Here is an 18028-nt window from a genome sequence, read left to right as displayed (position 1 = left end):
CTCGGTTTGCGGCGCGGGTCCCGCTCGTTGAGCTGGAGGTCGCCTTCACCGTTGGCTGCCACGTCGCCATGGCGGACGGCCTCCAGGTGGTCGACGTGGACCTGCTCGGGGGCCTCGCGCCGGCGGCCCTGGCGCCGTGGACCAGGCGCCTGGCGAAGTGCGCCGCCTGCGGCCCCGGATAATCGAAGGTTTTCATGCACGCCCTGGCCTCGCGGCCAGCGCTCCCCGCCATGCCACCCGACGCCACCGGAATCAGCCTGCAGGACATCACCCTCGTGCGCGGCGCCAGCCCCGTATTCGAGGGCCTGAGCCTGCACCTGCGCGAGCCCCGCATCGGCCTCATCGGCGACAACGGCGCGGGCAAGAGCAGCCTGTTCCGCCTGGCCTGCGGCCTGGAGCGCCCGCGCGCCGGCCGGGTGCTGGTGGACGGCGAGGCGCCGGGCGAGGGCGCCGGCGCGGGCCGCCGCATCGGCATGATGTTCCAGAGCCCCGACGAGCAGATCATCTTCCCCACGGTGGACGAGGAGCTCGCCCTGGGCCTGACCGCGCAGGGCCTGGCGCGGCGCGAGGCGCAGGCCCGTGCGCGCGAATGGCTCGCCGGCCGCGGCCTCGGCCACTGGGCCGGGCGCGCGATCTCCAGCCTGAGCCAGGGCCAGCGCCAGCATGTGTGCTGGCTCGCGCTGCTGATCGCCGCGCCCCGCGTGCTGCTGCTCGACGAGCCCTATGCCAGCCTCGACCTGCCCGGCCAGGCCCTGCTGCGCGAGGAGATCGCCCGGGCGCCGCAGCAGGTGCTGGTCTCCACCCACCTGCTGGACCACGTGCGCCGCTTCGAGCGCGTGATCTGGCTGGACCGCGGCCGCGTGCGCGGCGACGGCCCGGGCGCGCAGGTCTGCGCCGACTACGAGGCCGACATCGCCCGGCGCGCGCGCGAGCACGTGCTGTCCTTCGACCTGTCCGCCGCCACGGCGTCGGACTGAGAAGCCGTGGTCAGCCTCTACAGCGACCAGCGCACCTGGCTGCACCGCGTGCCGGCCGGGGTGAAGCTGGCGGTGATCGCCGGCGTCGGCACCGGCCTGTTCATGACCGGCCGCCTCGGCCCGCTGCTGGCCGTCACCGCGGCCTGCGTGGCGGTATTCGCCTCGCTCGGCGCGGCCGGCCTGCGCGCGCGCAGGCTGGTCGTCGCGGTGCTCGTCGCCGGCCTGCTGGTCATCGCCTTCCAGGCCCTCATGGGCCAATGGGTGCTGGGCGTGGCCAGCGCCCTGCGCCTGCTCGGGGCGGCGCTGCTCGGCGCGGCCTACACCCTCACCACGCGCTACGACGAGTCGCTGCATGTGCTCGAGTGCCTGCTGTCGCCGCTGCGGCGGGTGGGCGTGCGCACCGGCGACATCGCCTTGCAGTTCGCGCTGATGCTGCGGTGGACCGAGCAGTTCTTCGTGGTCTGGTCCCGGCTGGACGAGGCGCACCGCCTGCGTACCGGCCGCCCCGGGGGCGTGCGCATCCTCGGCCCCCTGGTGATCCACATGCTGACGGCCGCCCGGCGCGTGGCCGATACACTCCAGGTCCGCCTCGGCAAGTGACGGCCCCGCCGCCAGCCCCGGCTCCCCATTCGAAAGCGATTCCATGAACACCTCCCGCCATTCCCTGGCCCTCGTCTCCCTGTTCGCCGCGCTGGTCGCGGTGCTGGGCCTCATCCCCAAGATCGACCTGCCGTTCGGCGTGCCCATCACCCTGCAGACCCTGGGCGTGATGCTCGCCGGCTGCATGCTCGGCCCGCGCCGCGGCCTGCAGGCGCTGCTCTTGTTCCTCGGCGCGGTGGCCCTGGGCCTGCCGCTGCTGTCCGGTGGCCGCGGCGGCCTGGGCGTGTTCGCCAGCCCCTCGGTGGGCTACCTGGTGGCCTGGCCCGTCGGCGCCCTGGTGGCTGGCCTGGTGATGGCCTCGCTGCCGGCGGCCACGCCGCGCCGTGCGGCGGCCAGCGCCTTCGTCGCCAGCCTCGTCGGCGGCCTGCTGGTGGTGCATGCCAGCGGCGTGGCCGGCCTGGTCTTCATGACCCAGATGACCTGGCTGCAGGCCGCCACCGCCACCCTGGCCTTCGTGCCCGGCGACCTGGTCAAGTGCGCGGTCTGCGCCCTGGTGGTCCACACCGTGGCCCGCGGCCTGCCGGACTGGCGCTTCGGCGGCCGCGCCGCGCACTGAGAGGCCGTGACCCCCGCCGCGCCGGCCGACCTGGTCCATGCGCCCCTGGCGCACTGGGCCGCCGTCCGCGGTGACGCGCCGGCCCTCGCGGACGGCCGCCAGGCCCTGGATTTCCGGCAGCTGCACGAGGCGGTGCAGCGCGGCGCGCAGGCGCTCGCGGCGGCGCGCGCGCCGCGCACCGTCCTCGTCGACGGCCAGCGTCCCACGCTGGACCAGGTGGTGCAGTTCCTGGCCATCATCGCCAGCGGCCGCTGCGCCGCGGTCGGCGACCCGGACTGGAGCGCCCCGGTGCGCGAGCGCGTGCACGCGGCGCTGCCCAGCGCGCCCGCCGACGCGGCCCCGCCGTCGCCGGGCGACCCCTTCTACATCGGCTTCACCTCGGGCAGCACCGGCCTGCCCAAGGGCTTCCGCCGCGACCACCGCTCCTGGGCCGAGAGCTTCCGCCTGTGCGTGGACACCTTCGGGCCCGACGCCGCGGCCTGCGTGCTGGCGCCCGGGCGCATCTCGCATTCGCTGTTCCTCTTCGCGATGTTGCTGGGGGTGTGGAGCGGCGGCGGCGCGGTGGTGCAGGAGCGCTTCTCCGCGGCGCGCGCGCTGGAGACCCTGCGCGAGGGCCGCACGCCCTGCCTGGTGGCCGTGCCGAGCCAGCTGGCGATGATGCTGGAGCTGGCCGCGCGCCGCGCGCTCGCGCCGGTGGAGGGTGTGCGCCTCATCCTGATCAGTGGTGCGCGCTGGATGCGCGAGCGCACCCCGCAACTGCGGGCGCTGTTCCCGCGGGCGCGGATCGTGGAGTTCTATGGCGCCTCCGAGACCAGCTTCATCGCCTGGATGGACGCCGACGAGAACGCCCCCGCGCAGGCGGTGGGCCGCCCCTTCGCGGGCGTGGACCTCGAGATCCGCGAGCGCCAGGCCGACGGCAGCGGCGCGATCTTCGTGCGCAGCCCGATGCTGTTCACGGACTACGTGGGCGGCCAGGCCGACCCGACGGCGGCGGTGCGTGACGGCGCCTGGCTCTCGGTGGGCGATATGGGCTGGATCGACGACGCCGGCCGGCTGTGCCTGGCCGGCCGACGCAACCGCATGGTCGTGACCCAGGGCAAGAACCTGTTTCCCGAGGAGGTCGAGGCGGTGCTGGGCGCCTGTGCCGGCGTGGCCGCGGCCTCGGTGCACGGCGTGCCGGACCCGGTGCGCGGCCAGCAGGTGGTGGCGGTGGTGCGCCCCGCGCCCGGCGTGGCGCCCGCCACCGCGCAGGACCTCGCCGCGGCCTGCCGCGAGCGCCTCGAGCCGTACAAGGCGCCGCGCCGCTTCCTGGCCTGCGAGGACTGGCCCCTGACCACCAGCGGCAAGACCGACCACGCGCGCATCGCCGCGATGCTGGCGATGCAGGAGGGCACGCCATGCCTTCGCCCGCTGTCCTGATCGCGGCCTGGGCCCGCAGCGCGGTGCTGCCGCATGGCGGCGGCTTCGGCGGGCTCGCGGCGCACGAGATCGCCGCGCCGGTGGTGCGCGAGGTGCTGCGGCGCGCCGGCGTGCCGCCCGGCGCTGTCGACGCGGTGGTGGCGGGCAATGCCCTGGGCGCGGGCGGCAACCCGGCCCGCATGCTGGCCCTGGCGGCCGGCCTGCCCGACGCCTGCCCCGCGCTGACGGTGGACACGCAGTGCTGCGCCGGCCTGGACGCGGTGGCCCTGGGCGCGGCCCTGGTGGCCAGCGGCGAGGCGCAGGTGGTGCTGGCCGGCGGCGTGGAGGCCTGGAGCCGCGCGCCGGTGCGGGCGCACCGTCCGCTGCAGGCCGGCGAGGCGGCGGTGCCCTACGAGCGGCCCGCCTTCGCGCCCGACCCGGCGCGCGACCCGGACATGCTGGAGTCCGCCCAGCGCCATGCCGCGGCGCGCGGCTGGACGCGGGCGCAGCAGGATGCCCACGCCTGCCTCGGCCACGAGCGCGCGGTGGCGGCCGAGGCCGACCTCGCCGGCGAAATCGTGCCGGTGCAGGGGCAGGCACGCGACGCCTACCCGCGCCGCATCGACGCGCGCAGGGCGGCGCGCATGCCCGCCGTCCTGAAAGGCGCGGCCCGGGAGGCTGGCGACGCCGGTGCCGCGGGCGGCCCCGGCGACTGCGCGATGAGCACGCTGCACGTGTCCGCCAAGGCGGATGGCGCGGCCTTCGTGCTGCTCGCCTCGGCGCAGGCCTGCGAGCGCCTGGGCCTGCTGCCTCGCGCGCGCTGGGTCGCCGGGGCCAGCGTGGGCGTGGCGCCCGAGACGCCGCTGCTCGGTGCGGCCCGCGCCGCGCAGGAGGCCCTGCGGCGCAGCGGCGAGGCCGATGCGCAGGCGATGGCGGTGGTCGAGCTGCACGACGCCTTCGCGGCGCAGGGGCTGGACTTCGCGCAGGCGCTGGGCCTGGAGCCGGGTGCGCTCAATCGGCGCGGCGGCGGGCTGGCGCGCGGCCACCCGATCGGGGCGTCGGGGGCGATCGCGCTGGTGCGTCTGCTGTCGGACCTGGAGCGCGACGCGGTGCGCGGCGCGCGCGGGCTGGCGGCGGTGGCGGGGGCCGGCGGGCTGGGCGCGGCGGCGGTCGTCGAGCGGCTCTGACGCCGGCGGCGGCGCGGGCCGTCCGGGCGGGGCAGATTGCGCCGGGAGCGCGCCGGCGAATCCGCCGGCAGGCCCTAGCGGATCACCCGGAAATACTCGTCCACCTCGCAGCGCTCGGTCTGCGTCGCATTCACCGGCGCTTGCGGGTCCGCCTGGCCGATCGCCAGGCCGCACACCACCAGCGAGCGGTCGTCCAGCCCCAGCGCGCGGCGCACCAGGGTGGGGTAGGAGGCGATCGCGCCGATGGCGCAGGTGGCCAGGCCGCGCGATTGCGCGGCGAGCATCAGCCCGTGCAGGCACATGCCCAGGTCCATGAAGCAGCCGGCGCCCATGCCGCGCTCGATGGTGACGACCAGGGCCGCCGGCGCATCGAAAAAGCGGAAGTTGCGCTCGAACTGCGCGTCGCGCCCGGCGCGGTCGTCGCGGGCGATGCCCAGCGCGCCATAGAGCGCCTGCGCCGAGGCCACCTGCCGCCTGCGCAGCGTCATCGGCATGGGACGGGGGAAGTAGTCGTAGTCCTCGGCCTCCTCCTCGCCGGCGCGGAAGGCGTTGACCAGCGCCTCGCTCAGTCGCTGGCGCGCCTCACCCTCCACGAGGAGGAAGGCGCCCGGCTGCAGGTTGGCGCCGCTGGGCGCGCGCCGCGCCAGCGCCAGCAGCTCGCGCAGCGTCGCCTGCGGCACGGGCGTGCCGAGGAAGCCGCGCACCGAGCGGCGCTGCGTGGCCAGGGCGTCGAAGGCGCGAGCCAGGTCCATGCGTCGTCAGCCGAGTTCGGCCAGGCGCTTGTCCTGGCGGCGCACCAGGCGGTCGAGGTCCGCGATGTCCTGGGCCGAGAGCTTGGGACCCGGCTTGCGGATGAACGCGGAGGCGATCGCCCCGCGCGCCTGCAGCAGGTGCTTGCGCACCGCCAGGCCGATGCCGGCCTGCTGCTCGTAGCGCGCCAGCGGCAGGTAGGCGTCGAACAGGTCGTGGGCGCGCTCGACGTCGCCGCGCGCATGGGCCGCCACCACGTCGACCATCATCTCCGGCCAGGCGAAGCCGGTCATGGCGCCGTCGGCGCCGCGCGTGAGTTCCTCGGGCAGGAACAGGCCGCCGCCGTTGCCGGTGAGGATGGCGGGGCGGCGGATCTCGCCGCGGTCGCTGGCCGCTCGGATCGCGGAGAGCTTGGCCAGGCCGGGGCAGTCCTCGTGCTTGACCATCACGCAGTGCGGCGAGTTCTTCAGGATCTTCAGCATCACGCCGGCCGACATCTGCACGCCGGTGGAGACGGGGTGGTCCTGCAGGCACCAGGGCACTTCGCCCAGCGTCTCGTTGACCATGTCGAAGTAGCCCGTGATCTGGTCGTCGGTGCGCACGGTGGAGGGCGGCGCGACCATCACGCCGGAGGCGCCCAGGTCCATCACCGCGCGGGTCAGCTCGCCCATGGCGGCGAAGCCGGGCGACGAGACCCCCACCACCACCGGCACCCGGCCGGCCACGCGCTGCACCACCTGGCGGGCGTAGGCGCGGGACTCCTCGGCGGTGAGCTTGGTGGCCTCGCCCATGATGCCCAGGATGGTCAGGCCGGTGACGCCGCGCTCGAGGCAGAAGTCGACCATGCGGTCGGTGCTCGCGAGGTCGAGCGCGCCGGTGTCGGTGAAGGGGGTGACGGTGATCAGGTAGACGCCTTGGGCGGACGGGTCGAAACGGTTCATGGGAGCGGTACTTTCAGAGTCGGCAGGCCGCAGCATAGTGGAAGCCGCAGCGGCCGCCCCGGGGGATGCACACCGTTGCCGCGGCACCCGCGGCTGGTGGCACACTGGGCCACTGGTGTTTACTCGCGTAGCATTGCCCGCCCGGTTGCTCCACCCTCGATCCCATTGCTTTTCCCACGCTGGCCGCCGCGACGGCCGGCGCCCTGAACGTTCGCAGTCCTCCCACCCATGACCCAAGACCTCTCCCCCGCCGAACAAGCGCTGCGCGACGCTGCGCGTGATTACCACCGCCTGCCCACGCGCGGCAAGATCGCGATCGCGCCGACCAAGCCCCTGGCCAACCAGCGCGACCTGTCGCTGGCCTACTCGCCGGGCGTGGCCTATCCCTGCCTGGACATCGCGGCCGACCCGGCCACGGCGCACGACTTCACCTCGCGCGGCAACCTGGTCGCGGTGATCACCAACGGCACCGCGGTGCTGGGCCTGGGCGACATCGGTCCGCTGGCCGCCAAGCCGGTCATGGAGGGCAAGGGCTGCCTGTTCAAGAAGTTCGCCGGCATCGACGTGTTCGACATCGAGCTGGCCGAGCGTGACCCGGACAAGCTGGTCGAGATCATTGCCAGCATGGAGCCCACGCTGGGCGGCATCAACCTCGAGGACATCAAGGCGCCCGAGTGCTTCTACATCGAGAAGAAGCTGCGCGAGCGCATGAACATCCCGGTCTTCCACGACGACCAGCACGGCACCGCCATCATCTCGGCGGCGGCCATGCTCAATGGCCTGGAGCTGGTGGGCAAGGAGATCGGCCAGGTCAAGGTGGCCGTCTCCGGCGCCGGCGCCGCGGCCCTGGCCTGCCTGGACGTGTTCGTCGGCCTGGGCGTGAACCCGCGCAACATCTTCGTGTGCGACTCCAAGGGCGTGATCTACGAAGGCCGCCCCGGCGGCTACGACGAGTCCAAGGCCCGCTACGCGCAGGACACCGGGGCCCGCACCCTGGCCGACGCGGTGAAGGACGCCGACGTCTTCCTCGGCTGCTCCGCCCCCGGCGTGCTGACCGCCGAGATGGTCAAGACCATGGCCAGCAAGCCCATCATCCTGGCGCTGGCCAACCCCGAGCCCGAGATCCGCCCCGAGCTGGCCAAGGCCGTGCGGCCGGACTGCATCATCGCCACCGGCCGCTCGGACTACCCGAACCAGGTGAACAACGTCCTGTGCTTCCCGTACATCTTCCGCGGCGCGCTGGATTGCGGGGCCACCAAGATCACCGAGGCGATGAAGCTGGCCTGCGTGCGCCAGATCGCCGACCTGGCCAAGGCCGACATCAGCGAGGAAGTGGCCAGCGCCTATGCCGGCCAGGACCTGGCCTTCGGCCCCGACTACCTGATCCCCAAGCCCTTCGACTCGCGCCTGATCCTGCGCATCGCCCCGGCCGTGGCCAGGGCGGCCGCCGAGTCCGGCGTGGCCACCCGCCCCATCACCGACTGGGAGGCCTACCGCCAGCAGCTGCAAAGCTTCGTCACCCAGACCGGCCTGCTGATGCGGCCGGTGTTCAACGCCGCCAAGGCCCGCCCCGCCGACGCCAAGCGCGTGGCCTATGCCGACGGCGAGGACGAGCGCGCGCTGCGCGCCGCGCAGATGGCGATCGACGAAGGCGTGGCCACGCCGATCCTGATCGGCCGCCCGGCGGTGATCGCCGCGCGCATCGAGAAGGCCGGCCTGCGCATGCGCCTGGGCGTGGACGTGGAGAACGTCAACCCCGAGTCCGACGCGCGCTTCCGCCAGTACTGGGAGGCCTACCACCGCCTGATGAAGCGCAATGGCGTGAGCCCCGAGACGGCCAAGGCCACGGTGCGCCGCTCCAACACCGTGATCGGCTCGCTGATGGTCGCCCTCAAGGACGCGGACGCCCTGATCTGCGGCCTCGCCGGCGACTGGATGACGCACCTGGAGCGCGTCGACTCCATCCTGGGCCGGCGCGCCGGCGTGCGCAATTACGCCGCGGTCAATGCGCTGATGACGCCGCGCGGGCCGCTGTTCGTCGCCGACACCTACGTCAACGAGGACCCCACCGCCGAACAGCTCGCCGAGATCGCCGCCATGGCGGCCAAGGAAGTGGCGCGTTTCGGCATCGTGCCCAAGGTGGCCTTCCTCTCGCACTCCAGCTACGGCTCGTCCAAGCGCGCCTCGGCCCGCAAGATGCGCCTGGCGCGCGACCTGTTCGTGGCCCAGCACCCCGACATCGAGTGCGACGGCGAGCTGCATGGCGACGCCGCCCTGGAGCCGAACATCCGCAGCGTCTACCTGGACGACAGCACGCTCACCGGCTCGGCCAACCTGCTGGTGTGCCCGAACCTGGATGCCGCCAACATCCTCTACAACGTGCTCAAGACGACCACCAGCGGCGGCGTGACCGTGGGTCCGATGCTGCTCGGCGTGGCCGGCTCGGCCCACATCCTGACGCCGGCGGCGACGGTGCGCCGGGTGTTCAACATGACCGCGGTCGCCGCGGCGTCGGCTTAAACGCTGCCGACGACCTCCAGCAGGTCCCGGGGCCCGCCGAAGGCCCCGGACCGGGTGTGGCACACCAGCCCGTCCCAGCGGCCGCCCACCATGCGCGCGCAGCCCCAGCCGGGGCGGTCCAGCGGCACCTGCGAGGTGAGGCCGGTGGCGCCCAGGTGGCGGCACAGCGCCAGCAGCGTGTCGCCGCCCACCACCACGAGCACGCGCGGGCGCGGCGCATGAGCCGCGAGCGCGCGGGCCTGGGCGTCGAGCAGCTGCGCGGCTTCCCCGGGGGACAGGCGCCCGCTGGCGCACAGGTCGACCAGGGGCGGGTAGCCGCGGGCATCCCGCGCCAGCGTGCGCGGGTCCTCGGCATGGAGGCAGTCGCCGCCGCGCGGCGAGCCGCGCAGCACCTGCCACTGTTCGCGCGAGACCGGGTGGTGGCTGGCGCTGACCAGCATCACCGGGCCCCCGGCGTCGCCGGCGGCCCGGACGTCCGGTGAGGCGGGCGAGGCCGGTGCCGCCGAACCCGCGGGCCGGGCGGCCGGCAGCCGCCGCGCGAGCGCATGCGCCAGCCCCGCGCTGCCGCACCACAGCCAGCCGGCGCCGGCGTCCACGGCCCGGGCCGCGACGGCATCCATGTCGGCATCGCCACGCACGTCGGGCACCCAGGCGACGAGGCCATCGCCCATCGCGGGCGCGGGCGGCGTGGCCCCGGTCTCCACGCGCCAGCCGCGCGCGGCCAGGGCCTCCCGGATCGAGGCAGCCACCGCGGTGCGCGTGCCGTCGGCCTTGACCCACCACTGCTGCCCGCCCTCGGTGAGACGCCCCTGCGCCGGGAAGGCGGGCGCGAACGCCAGGCCGCGCAGGCCGGCGGCGCGGGCCAGGTGGTCGGCCTCGTCGAAGGTGTTGCCACGCAGCAGGCTGTCCACCTTCTTGAAGGCGAGGTCCGCCCCGCGCAGCCAGGGCACGCAGGGCGCCAGCAGGCTGGGCAGGTCCGCCACCGGCACGTCGCGCGTGGCGGTGGCCACGAGGTCCAGGCCCGGGGCCTCGGGCGAGGCCGGCCGTCCCAGGTGCACCGGCGCGCCGGCGCCGAAGGCGGCGGCGCAGTCCAGCGCGCCGGTGAGGTCGTCGGCCAGGATGCGAAGGCGCTGCACCGCGCCGGTCATGGCTGGACCACCGTGAGCTTCAGGGGCAGGGCGCGCAGGCGCTCCTCGTCGGCGGCGGGCAGGGCGCGGTCGGTGATCACCTCCTCGAAGTCGGCGAGCGAGCCGAACTGCTTGAAGGCGCGCGGCCGGAATTTGGAGGAGTCCACCAGCAGGCGGCGGCTGTTGGCCGCGCCCATGAGGGCGCGCTTGACGGCGGCCACTTCGGCGGAGGTCTCGGAGAGGGCGTCGCCGGTCACGGCATGCGCCCCCATGAGAAGCAGCTCGGCGCGCAGGGTGCCGGCCTGTTCCACCAAGGGCTGGCCGATGACGGTGTGGCTGCCCGGGCGCAGCACGCCCCCGAGCACATGCACCTGCACCAGCGGCGATTGCCCCAGCACCTGGGCGATGGCCAGGTCGTTGGTCACCGCCGTCAGCGGGATGCCGCGGCGGACCGCGGCGCGCGCCGCCTCCAGCACCGTGGTGCCGCTGTCGAAGATCACGCTCTGGCGCGGCACCAGCGCCGCGGCGGCGGCCTGGCCGATGGCGGCCTTCTCGCGCGGCGAGAGTTCCGCGGCGGCCTCCGCCTCCGGCTCGAAGGTGGTGTAGGCCGGGGCCTGCTGCCGCAGCAGCGCGCCGCCATGGGTGCGGTCCACGATGCCCTCGGCCGACAGCGTGTCCAGGTCGCGGCGCAGGGTGGACAGCGAGGCCCCCAGGGCCTGCTCCAGCTGGCCGATGGTGACCGCACCGTGGCGCTGCAGGAAGTCCACGATGCGCTGGCGGCGCTGCGCCGGCATCAGGGGAGGGGCCGTCAACTCGTTGCTCATGGGGCGTCCGGGGTGGGGTGGCGCGGGGCCACGAAGTTCGCACATCTTGCCATAACCGGTCATCGGGTTTGACCGATGTTGCGCGTTTATGATTGTTTGTGGTTGAATCCGCTCCAAATCAACCAGGAGACCTCCCATGACCGACCTGAAGCTCGCCTCCCGCCGCCAGTTCATCGCCACCGCGGGTGGGGCTGCCGCGCTCGCCGCCTGGGGCAGCCCGGCCTTCGCGCAGGCCGCCTTCCCGAGCAAGACCCTGACCTTCGTCGTGCCGTACCCCGCCGGCGGCGCGAACGACATGCTGGGCCGCCTGATCGGCCAGAAGATGGCCGACGCCCTGGGCGGCAGCGCCATCATCGACAACAAGCCCGGCGCCGGCGCCATGCTCGGCGCCTCCGCCGTGGCCCGCGCCCAGGCCGATGGCCACACGCTGCTGATCGGCGGGCTGGCCACCCACGCCGCCAGCCCGCACATGCTCAAGGCCGACTACGACCCGCTGAAGGACTTCGAGCCGGTGGGCATGATCGGCAGCGCGCCCATCATCGCCATCACCTTCAACGAGTCGCCGTTCAAGACGCTCAAGGAAGTGGTCGACGCCGCCCGCAAGGACCCCAAGGGCGTGATGTACGGGTCGTCGGGCAACGGCTCGCCGCTGCACCTGGCGGGCGAGCTGTTCGTGTCGCAGACCAAGGTCGACATGACCCATGTCCCGTACAAGGGCGGCAACGCGCACATCATGGACCTCATGGGCGGCCGCGTGCCGGTGATCTTCGACACCGCCACCAACTGCATGCCCCTGCTCAAGTCGGGCAAGGTCCGCGCCCTGGCCGTGGGCACCTCCGCCCGCCTGGCCGACCTGCCGAACGTGCCCACCTTCGCCGAGGCCGGCTTCCCGCAGTTCGACTTCGCCGCCTGGTACGCGGTGTTCGCGCCGGCGAAGACGCCCAAGGACGTGGTGGCCAAGCTCTCCGCCGCCCTGGGCACCGCCTTGAAGAATGCCGACGTGATTGCCAAGCTGAATGGCGTCGGCGTGGCCGTCGGCACCGGCGAGGCGGCGCAGCTCGCCCGCTTCCTGCCCGGCGAGAACGAGCGCATCGGCCGCCTGATCAAGGCCGCCAACATCAAGCCCGATTGATCCCCACCCCTTGCGAAAAGGACACTCCGAATGACCCCCCCCATCCGCCTGGCCTTCACCATGGGTGACCCCGCCGGCATCGGCCCCGAGATCGCCGCCAAGGCCACGCGCCAGATGGCCGGCCTGGCCCGCAGCGGCCGCGCCGAGTTCATCGTCCTGGGCAGCGCCGCCGCGATCCGCGAGGCCGAGGCCCGCATGGGCCTGCCGGCCACCGACGACGAGGGCCGCCCGTTCTACCGCATGGTCGACGTCGGCCCGGTGGACCCGCCCTTCACCACCGGCCAGGTCAGCGCCGCGGGCGGGGAGTGGTCCTACCGCGCCGTCGCCAAGGCAGTGGAGCTGGTCCAGGCCGGCGAGGCCGACGCCATCGTCACCGGCCCCCTGTGCAAGGAAGCCCTGCACCTGGCCGGCCACCCGTTCGAGGGCCACACCGAGATGCTGGCCCACCTCACCGGCCAGCGTGACGCGGTGATGATGCTGGCCCACGGCGCCATGCACGTGACCCACGTCACCACCCACTGCGCCCTGGCCGACGTGCCGGGCCGCATCACCCCGACCCGCCTGCGCCGCGTCTTCGACGTCACCCTGGACGCCCTGCGCGCCCTGGGCATCGAGAACCCGCGCGTCGCCGTGGCCGGCCTCAACCCGCACTGCGGCGAGGGCGGCATCCTGGGCAAGGAGGACGACGAGATCATCGCCCCCGTGATCCGCGAGTACGCGGCCAGGGGCGAGGGCGTCACCGGCCCCTGGCCCGGCGACACCGTGTTCATCAAGCTGCGCGCGCGCCAGTTCGACGCGGTGGTGGCCATGTTCCACGACCAGGGCCACATTCCGGTCAAATTGCTCGGCTTCCAGGTCGACCCGGAGACGGGCAAGTGGAACGCCATCAACGGCGTGAACATCACCCTGGGCCTGCCGATCCTGCGCACCTCGGTGGACCACGGCACCGCCTTCGACATCGCCGGACAGGGCATCGCCAACGCCGACAGCCTGGTCGAGGCCGCCGAGTACGCCTTCAAGCTGATCTCCGGCCAGCGCGCCACCGCCAAGGAGGCCTCCGCATGCTGACCGGGCACCTCCACACCCACCCCGAGGACCCGGCCCGCCAGGTTGCCGACCTGCCCACCGCGCGCGTGCAGGCCCACGCTGCCAACCTGATGGAACTGCCCGATGGCACGCTGGCCTGCGTGTGGTTCGGCGGCTCCATGGAAGGCCGCTCGGACATCTGCGTCTTCATGTCGCGCCTGGCCCCCGGCAGCACGCAGTGGACCGAGCCGGTGCAGCTGTCCGACGACCCGGACCGCTCCGAGCAGAACCCCATCCTGTTCAACGCGCCCGACGGCAGCCTGTGGCTGCTGCACACCGCGCAGAGCGCCGGCCACCAGGACACCGCCGTGGTTCGCCGCCGCGTCTCGCACGACAACGGCCTGACCTGGGGCCCGGTCGAGACCATCGCCGACGCCGGCACCGGCACCTTCGTGCGCCAGCCGGTGGTGGTGCAGGCCGACGGCTCCTGGCTGTTGCCGATCTTCCGCTGCAAGCCGGTGCCGGGCCGCGCCTGGGACGGCAGCCTGGACGACAGCGCCGTGCTGCGCTCCACCGACCAGGGCAAGACCTGGACCCGCATCGAGGTGCCGGACAGCCTGGGCTGCGTGCACATGAACATCATCGCCTGCAAGGACGGCGGCCTGGTCGCCTTCTTCCGCAGTCGCTGGGCCGACCACGTGTGGCGCACCCGCAGCAGCGACGGCGGCCTGACCTGGGAAGCGCCGAAGCCCACGACCCTCCCGAACAACAACTCCTCGATCCAGGCGATCCGCCTGGCCGACGGCCGCCTGGCGATGATCTTCAACGCCAGCAGCGCGCTGGACGCCACCGGCCGCCGCGAGTCGCTGTACGACGAGCTCGAGGACGAGGGAGACAAGAAGCCCGAGGCCGCCGCCCCCGCCGTGGCCGCCCCCGAGCGCCGTGCCTTCTGGGGCGCGCCGCGCGCCCCGCTCACGCTGGCCCTGTCCGACGACGACGGCCTGACCTGGCCCTGGCAACGCAACCTCGAAACCGGCGACGGTTTCTGCATGACCAACAACAGCGAGCAGCGCCTGAACCGCGAGTATTCCTACCCCTCGATCCGCCAGGGCGCGGACGGCGCGCTGCACCTGGCCTACACCGTCTTCCGCCAGCACATTCGCCATGCCCGCGTGATGCCCGAGTGGGTCACGCGCGTGGCCTGACCCCAGGTATTCCATGACGACCCAACCCTACCTCCTGCTCAATCCGGGCCGCGTGCACTCCGGTGCCGGCAGCCTCGGCCAGTTGCCCGAACTGGCGCGTGGCCACTTCCGCGCGCGCCGCGTGCTGATCGTCAGCACGAAGCGCGTCGCCGCTACCGGCCACCTCGAGGCCACCCGCCGCAACCTGGAAGCGGCCGGCATCGCCGTCACCGTCATCGCCAACACCCCCGCCGAGCCCGATGTGGCTGACGTTCAGGCCATCGAAGCCACCGCCCGCGCCGCCGGCCCGTTCGACCTGGTGGTCGGCATCGGCGGCGGCAGCGCGATCGACGTTGCCAAGATCCTCGCCGTCATGCTGCCCCAGGGCCAGGACCTGCGCGACCTGCTGTCGAAGAAGGTGGAGATCACCGCGCGTGGCCTGCCGAACATCATGGTGCCCACCACCTCGGGCACCGGCGCCGAGGCCACGCCCAACTCCATCATCCTGGTGCCCGAGGACGAACTGAAGATCGGCATCGTCAGCCCCTACCTGCTGCCCGACGCGGTCATCCTCGACCCGCTGCTCACGCTCACGCTGCCGGCCGACGTGACGGCCTCCACCGGCATGGACGCCCTCACGCACTGCATCGAGTGCTACTGCTCGAAGAAGGGCAACCCCTTCAGCGACCTGTACGCGCTGGAAGGCATCCGCCTGATCGGTCGCAGCATCCGCCGCGCCGTGGCCGACGGCGGCGACATCGCCGCCCGCGAAGACATGCTCATGGGCGCCTACTGGGGCGGCGTGTGCATCGCCACCTCCAGCACCACCGCGGTCCATGCGCTGGCCTACCCGCTGGGGGGCAAGTACCGCATGCCGCACGGCCTGTCGAACGCCATCCTGCTGCCCTCGGTCATGGCCTACAACCGCGTCGGCAACGAGGCGCGCTTCGCCGCCATGGCGCGGGCGATGGGCCTGTCCGTCGACGGCCTGTCCGACGCCGCCGCGGCCGACGCCTTCGTCGCCGCCCTGACCCAGCTGAACGCCGACCTCGGCATCCCCGACACGCTGCGCCATGTCGGCATCGGCGAGCAGGACCTCGACGGCCTGGTCGACGGCGCCGCCAAGGTCACCCGCCTCCTGGACAACAACCCCCGCCCCATGGGCCGCGCCGAGATGCGCGCGATCTATGCCGCGCTGATCTGAGAACAACGATGAACAACTCCCTGCCCGTCAACCAATTCAAGCGCGCCCTGGCCGAGAACCGCCGCCAGGTCGGCCTGTGGGTCACCTTCGCCCACCAGCAGATCGCCGAGGTCGTGGCCGACTCCGGCTTCGACTGGCTGCTGTTCGACATGGAGCACAGCCCCACCGACCTGTACGACGTGGGCCAGCAGCTCCTGGCCTGCCGCGGCCGCGACGTCGCCCCCATCGTGCGCGTGCCGATCCTCGACATGGGCTGGATCAAGCGCGTGCTCGACGCCGGCGCGCCCAACATCATGATCCCCAACGTGCGCAACGCCGCCGAGGCCCGCGACGCCGTGGCCTTCACCCGCTTCGCGCCCGAGGGCGTGCGCGGCGTGGCCGGCAGCACCCGCGCCGGCAACTACACCCGCTACAAGGACTACATGGCCCGCGCCAACGACGAGATCGGCGTGATCGTGCAGATCGAGTCGCGCGAGGCGCTGGATGACCTGGACGCGATCTGCCGCGTGCCCGGCGTCGATGCCGTCTTCATCGGCCCCTCGGACCTCGCCGCCGCCCTGGGCTACCGCGGCCAGGCCAACCACCCCGAGGTGCAGGCGGCCATCCGCCAGGCCTTCGCCGTGGCCACTGCCGCCGGCAAGGCCAGCGGCGTGCTGGCCGCCGACGGCAAGGCCGACCACTACTTCGAGGGCGGCGCGACCATGGTGGGCGTGGGCACCGACCTGCACCTGCTGATCGCCGGCGCCGACGCCGTGGCCGCGCGCTACCGCCTGGCCTGAGGTCCTGCCCCCATGGCCGCATCCACCCCGCGCCACGCCGTCATCACCGGCGTCTCCTCCGGCATCGGCCGCGCCATCGCGCTGCGGCTGCTGCAGGAGGGCTGGCAGGTCACCGGCCTGTGCCGCTCGCAGCCGGCCGACACGCACGAGCGCCTGCGCATCGTGCAGGCCGACGTGGCCGACCCGGCGCACATTGATGCCGCCTGCGCAGGCATCGGCCGGCTCGACGCCCTGGTCCACGCCGCCGGCTTCATGCGCACCGCGCCCCTGGGCGAGCTCGACGCCGAGGCCTCGCAGGGCATGTGGCAGGTGCACGTGCAGGCCGCCGAGCGACTGGCCAACCAACTGGTTGGCCGCATGAACGACGGCGGCCGCATCGTCCTCGTGGGCAGCCGCGTCGCCATCGGCGCGCCGACCCGCAGCCAGTACGCCGCCACCAAGGCCGCCCTGGTCGGCATGGCGCGCTCCTGGGCCGCCGAACTCGCGCCGCGCGGCATCACCGTCAACGTGCTGGCGCCCGGCGCCACCGACACCCCTTTCCTGCGCGATCCCGCGCGGGCGCAGACCCCGCCGCGCATGCCCCCCATCGGCCGCCTCGTGCGTCCTGAGGAAGTGGCAGGCATGGCGGCCTTCCTGGTGGGCCCCGAGGGCGGGGCCATCACCGGGCAGCAGATCGTGATGTGCGGCGGGGCCTCCCTCTGAACCGCGCCGCGCGACCCCGCATCGCTACCCTCTGCAACCCATAACCATCCAATGGAGACAACCATGCGCCGCAAGCTTCTCACCCTGATCGCCGCGTCCGCCGCCCTGGCGGCCGCTCCCTGGCCCGCGCTGGCCGACAACTACCCGAGCAAGCCGGTTCGGGTGATCATTCCCTTCCCGCCGGGCGGCACGCTCGACGCCGTGGGCCGTGGCCTGGCGCAGAAGCTCAGCGAGCAGACGGGGCAGCAGTTCGTGGTCGAGAACCGCCCGGGCGGCAACGGCATCATCGGCGCGGACGCGGTGGCCAAGGCCCCCGCCGACGGCTACACGCTCCTGTTCAACGCCTCCACCTTCACCACCGCGCCGATGACGATGAAGCAGGTGCCGTACAGCGTGGTCAACGACTTCGCGCCGGTGGCCATGGTCGCCAAGGCGCCGCTGTCGGTGGCGATCAACAAGAACCTGCCGGTCACCGACATCAAGTCGCTGATCGCCTACGCCAAGGCCAACCCGGGCAAGATGACCTTCGCGGTGGGCTCGGTCGGCTCGGCCGGCCACCTGGCCACCGAACTCCTCAAGCGCACCGGCGGCCTGGACTACACCGTGGTCCCGTACAAGGGCACGGCGCCGGCCTTCCAGGACCTGATCGGCGGCCAGATCGATGGCTTCATCGACCCCATCCTCGGCTCGCTCCAGTACCACAGGAACGGCCTGCTGCGGGTGGTGGCGGTGACGTCCAACACGCGCACGCCCAACCTGCCGGACGTGCCGACGGTGGCCGAGACCATTCCCGGCTACGAGGCCTACAGCTGGTACGGCCTGTGGGCGCCGGTCAAGGTGGCCCCGGAGATCCGCAGCCTGCTGAACGCGCAGGTGAACAAGGCCCTGGCCGGCGAGATGCGCGATCGCCTCGTGCAGCAGGGGCTGCTGGTGTCCACCGGCAGCATCGAGGACTTCCGCAAGTTCCAGGCGGACGACATGGCCAGGTCCCAGAAGATCATCACCGAAGGCCGCATCCGCATCGACTGAGGCATCCCACTAAAGGGGGAGGGCGCGCCATG

Annotated in this window: 17 protein-coding genes; 13 read left to right on the top strand and 4 right to left on the bottom strand. The window is 73.3% G+C overall.

What is annotated here, in order from left to right:
* Window positions 1-230: 230 nt before the first annotated feature.
* Genes ACT80S_RS02485 through ACT80S_RS02465 form a run of 5 tightly spaced genes read left to right on the top strand, consistent with a single transcriptional unit; the run spans window position 231 to window position 4778 of the window.
* Window positions 231-977 carry an energy-coupling factor ABC transporter ATP-binding protein gene (locus ACT80S_RS02485; RefSeq protein ID WP_377412170.1) on the top strand — a complete coding sequence of 249 codons (747 nt, stop codon included), beginning with the start codon at window positions 231-233 and terminating at the stop codon, window positions 975-977.
* A gap of 6 nt (window positions 978-983) precedes the next feature.
* A complete protein-coding gene (locus tag ACT80S_RS02480) occupies window positions 984-1577 on the top strand; it encodes a CbiQ family ECF transporter T component (protein ID WP_377412168.1) in 594 nt (197 codons plus the stop codon).
* Between the two features lie 43 nt (window positions 1578-1620).
* Entirely contained in the window at window positions 1621-2193 is a 573-nt protein-coding gene (locus ACT80S_RS02475) for a biotin transporter BioY (RefSeq protein ID WP_377412166.1), read from the top strand.
* A gap of 6 nt (window positions 2194-2199) precedes the next feature.
* Window positions 2200-3612 (top strand): AMP-binding protein, encoded by a 1413-nt coding sequence (locus ACT80S_RS02470; RefSeq protein ID WP_377412163.1) that lies wholly within the window; start codon window positions 2200-2202, stop codon window positions 3610-3612.
* Window positions 3591-4778 (top strand): acetyl-CoA C-acyltransferase, encoded by a 1188-nt coding sequence (locus tag ACT80S_RS02465; RefSeq protein ID WP_377412159.1) that lies wholly within the window; start codon window positions 3591-3593, stop codon window positions 4776-4778. The genes ACT80S_RS02470 and ACT80S_RS02465 overlap by 22 nt, the downstream gene beginning before the upstream one ends.
* 74 nt (window positions 4779-4852) lie before the next feature.
* Here the strand turns inward: ACT80S_RS02465 and ACT80S_RS02460 are convergent, their stop codons facing one another.
* On the bottom strand, window positions 4853-5530 hold the full coding sequence (locus ACT80S_RS02460) for a nitroreductase (RefSeq protein ID WP_377412157.1): 678 nt from the start codon (window positions 5528-5530) through the stop codon (window positions 4853-4855).
* A 6-nt stretch (window positions 5531-5536) separates the two neighbouring features.
* Window positions 5537-6469: a dihydrodipicolinate synthase family protein gene (locus tag ACT80S_RS02455; protein ID WP_377412156.1), complete on the bottom strand. Its 933-nt coding sequence runs from the start codon at window positions 6467-6469 to the stop codon at window positions 5537-5539.
* Between the two features lie 228 nt (window positions 6470-6697).
* Here ACT80S_RS02455 and ACT80S_RS02450 point away from each other — a divergent pair, with 228 nt between their 5' ends.
* Complete coding sequence (locus ACT80S_RS02450; protein ID WP_377412154.1) at window positions 6698-8989, top strand: NADP-dependent malic enzyme; 2292 nt, start codon at window positions 6698-6700, stop codon at window positions 8987-8989.
* Here ACT80S_RS02450 and ACT80S_RS02445 read toward each other — a convergent pair.
* Both ACT80S_RS02445 and ACT80S_RS02440 read right to left on the bottom strand, forming a co-directional pair.
* Entirely contained in the window at window positions 8986-10137 is a 1152-nt protein-coding gene (locus ACT80S_RS02445) for a four-carbon acid sugar kinase family protein (protein ID WP_377412151.1), read from the bottom strand. The genes ACT80S_RS02450 and ACT80S_RS02445 overlap by 4 nt on opposite strands.
* Complete coding sequence (locus tag ACT80S_RS02440) at window positions 10134-10940, bottom strand: DeoR/GlpR family DNA-binding transcription regulator (protein WP_377412148.1); 807 nt, start codon at window positions 10938-10940, stop codon at window positions 10134-10136. Before ACT80S_RS02440 ends, ACT80S_RS02445 begins: the two co-directional genes overlap by 4 nt.
* A 136-nt stretch (window positions 10941-11076) precedes the next feature.
* Here ACT80S_RS02440 and ACT80S_RS02435 point away from each other — a divergent pair, with 136 nt between their 5' ends.
* The 7 genes from ACT80S_RS02435 (at window position 11077) to ACT80S_RS02405 (ending at window position 17996) form a co-directional block, all read left to right on the top strand.
* On the top strand, window positions 11077-12072 hold the full coding sequence (locus tag ACT80S_RS02435) for a Bug family tripartite tricarboxylate transporter substrate binding protein (RefSeq protein WP_377412145.1): 996 nt from the start codon (window positions 11077-11079) through the stop codon (window positions 12070-12072).
* Between the two features lie 30 nt (window positions 12073-12102).
* Entirely contained in the window at window positions 12103-13140 is a 1038-nt protein-coding gene (pdxA, locus tag ACT80S_RS02430) for a 4-hydroxythreonine-4-phosphate dehydrogenase PdxA (protein WP_377412142.1), read from the top strand.
* Window positions 13134-14303, top strand: a complete 1170-nt coding sequence (locus tag ACT80S_RS02425; RefSeq protein ID WP_377412138.1) for a sialidase family protein — start codon at window positions 13134-13136, stop codon at window positions 14301-14303. Before pdxA ends, ACT80S_RS02425 begins: the two co-directional genes overlap by 7 nt.
* A gap of 13 nt (window positions 14304-14316) precedes the next feature.
* Window positions 14317-15486, top strand: coding sequence for an iron-containing alcohol dehydrogenase (locus ACT80S_RS02420; protein WP_377412135.1), 1170 nt, complete (start codon window positions 14317-14319; stop codon window positions 15484-15486).
* Between the two features lie 8 nt (window positions 15487-15494).
* The gene (locus tag ACT80S_RS02415; RefSeq protein ID WP_377412131.1) at window positions 15495-16265 is read left to right on the top strand and encodes an HpcH/HpaI aldolase family protein; all 771 of its coding nucleotides are present in this window, start codon (window positions 15495-15497) and stop codon (window positions 16263-16265) included.
* Window positions 16266-16277: 12 nt separating this feature from the next.
* Window positions 16278-16967 carry an SDR family NAD(P)-dependent oxidoreductase gene (locus tag ACT80S_RS02410; RefSeq protein WP_377412128.1) on the top strand — a complete coding sequence of 230 codons (690 nt, stop codon included), beginning with the start codon at window positions 16278-16280 and terminating at the stop codon, window positions 16965-16967.
* A 63-nt stretch (window positions 16968-17030) separates the two neighbouring features.
* Window positions 17031-17996, top strand: a complete 966-nt coding sequence (locus ACT80S_RS02405) for a Bug family tripartite tricarboxylate transporter substrate binding protein (RefSeq protein WP_377412126.1) — start codon at window positions 17031-17033, stop codon at window positions 17994-17996.
* The last annotated feature ends 32 nt before the right edge of the window (window positions 17997-18028 follow it).

The sequence above is a fragment of the Ramlibacter sp. MAHUQ-53 genome (assembly GCF_052600055.1).
The sequence above is the reverse complement of the archived record's forward strand: the minus strand, read 5'-3'. Positions and strand labels throughout refer to the sequence as shown.

Coding starts and splice junctions, on each gene's coding strand:
- ACT80S_RS02405 (WP_377412126.1), top strand. CDS start 17,031: ATGCGCCGCAAGCTTCTCACCCTGATCGCCGCGTCCGCCGCCCTGGCG.
- ACT80S_RS02460 (WP_377412157.1), bottom strand. CDS start 5,530: ATGGACCTGGCTCGCGCCTTCGACGCCCTGGCCACGCAGCGCCGCTCG.
- ACT80S_RS02450 (WP_377412154.1), top strand. CDS start 6,698: ATGACCCAAGACCTCTCCCCCGCCGAACAAGCGCTGCGCGACGCTGCG.
- ACT80S_RS02445 (WP_377412151.1), bottom strand. CDS start 10,137: ATGACCGGCGCGGTGCAGCGCCTTCGCATCCTGGCCGACGACCTCACC.
- ACT80S_RS02425 (WP_377412138.1), top strand. CDS start 13,134: ATGCTGACCGGGCACCTCCACACCCACCCCGAGGACCCGGCCCGCCAG.
- ACT80S_RS02440 (WP_377412148.1), bottom strand. CDS start 10,940: ATGAGCAACGAGTTGACGGCCCCTCCCCTGATGCCGGCGCAGCGCCGC.
- ACT80S_RS02455 (WP_377412156.1), bottom strand. CDS start 6,469: ATGAACCGTTTCGACCCGTCCGCCCAAGGCGTCTACCTGATCACCGTC.
- ACT80S_RS02420 (WP_377412135.1), top strand. CDS start 14,317: ATGACGACCCAACCCTACCTCCTGCTCAATCCGGGCCGCGTGCACTCC.
- ACT80S_RS02415 (WP_377412131.1), top strand. CDS start 15,495: ATGAACAACTCCCTGCCCGTCAACCAATTCAAGCGCGCCCTGGCCGAG.
- ACT80S_RS02475 (WP_377412166.1), top strand. CDS start 1,621: ATGAACACCTCCCGCCATTCCCTGGCCCTCGTCTCCCTGTTCGCCGCG.
- ACT80S_RS02465 (WP_377412159.1), top strand. CDS start 3,591: ATGCCTTCGCCCGCTGTCCTGATCGCGGCCTGGGCCCGCAGCGCGGTG.
- pdxA (WP_377412142.1), top strand. CDS start 12,103: ATGACCCCCCCCATCCGCCTGGCCTTCACCATGGGTGACCCCGCCGGC.
- ACT80S_RS02435 (WP_377412145.1), top strand. CDS start 11,077: ATGACCGACCTGAAGCTCGCCTCCCGCCGCCAGTTCATCGCCACCGCG.
- ACT80S_RS02485 (WP_377412170.1), top strand. CDS start 231: ATGCCACCCGACGCCACCGGAATCAGCCTGCAGGACATCACCCTCGTG.
- ACT80S_RS02410 (WP_377412128.1), top strand. CDS start 16,278: ATGGCCGCATCCACCCCGCGCCACGCCGTCATCACCGGCGTCTCCTCC.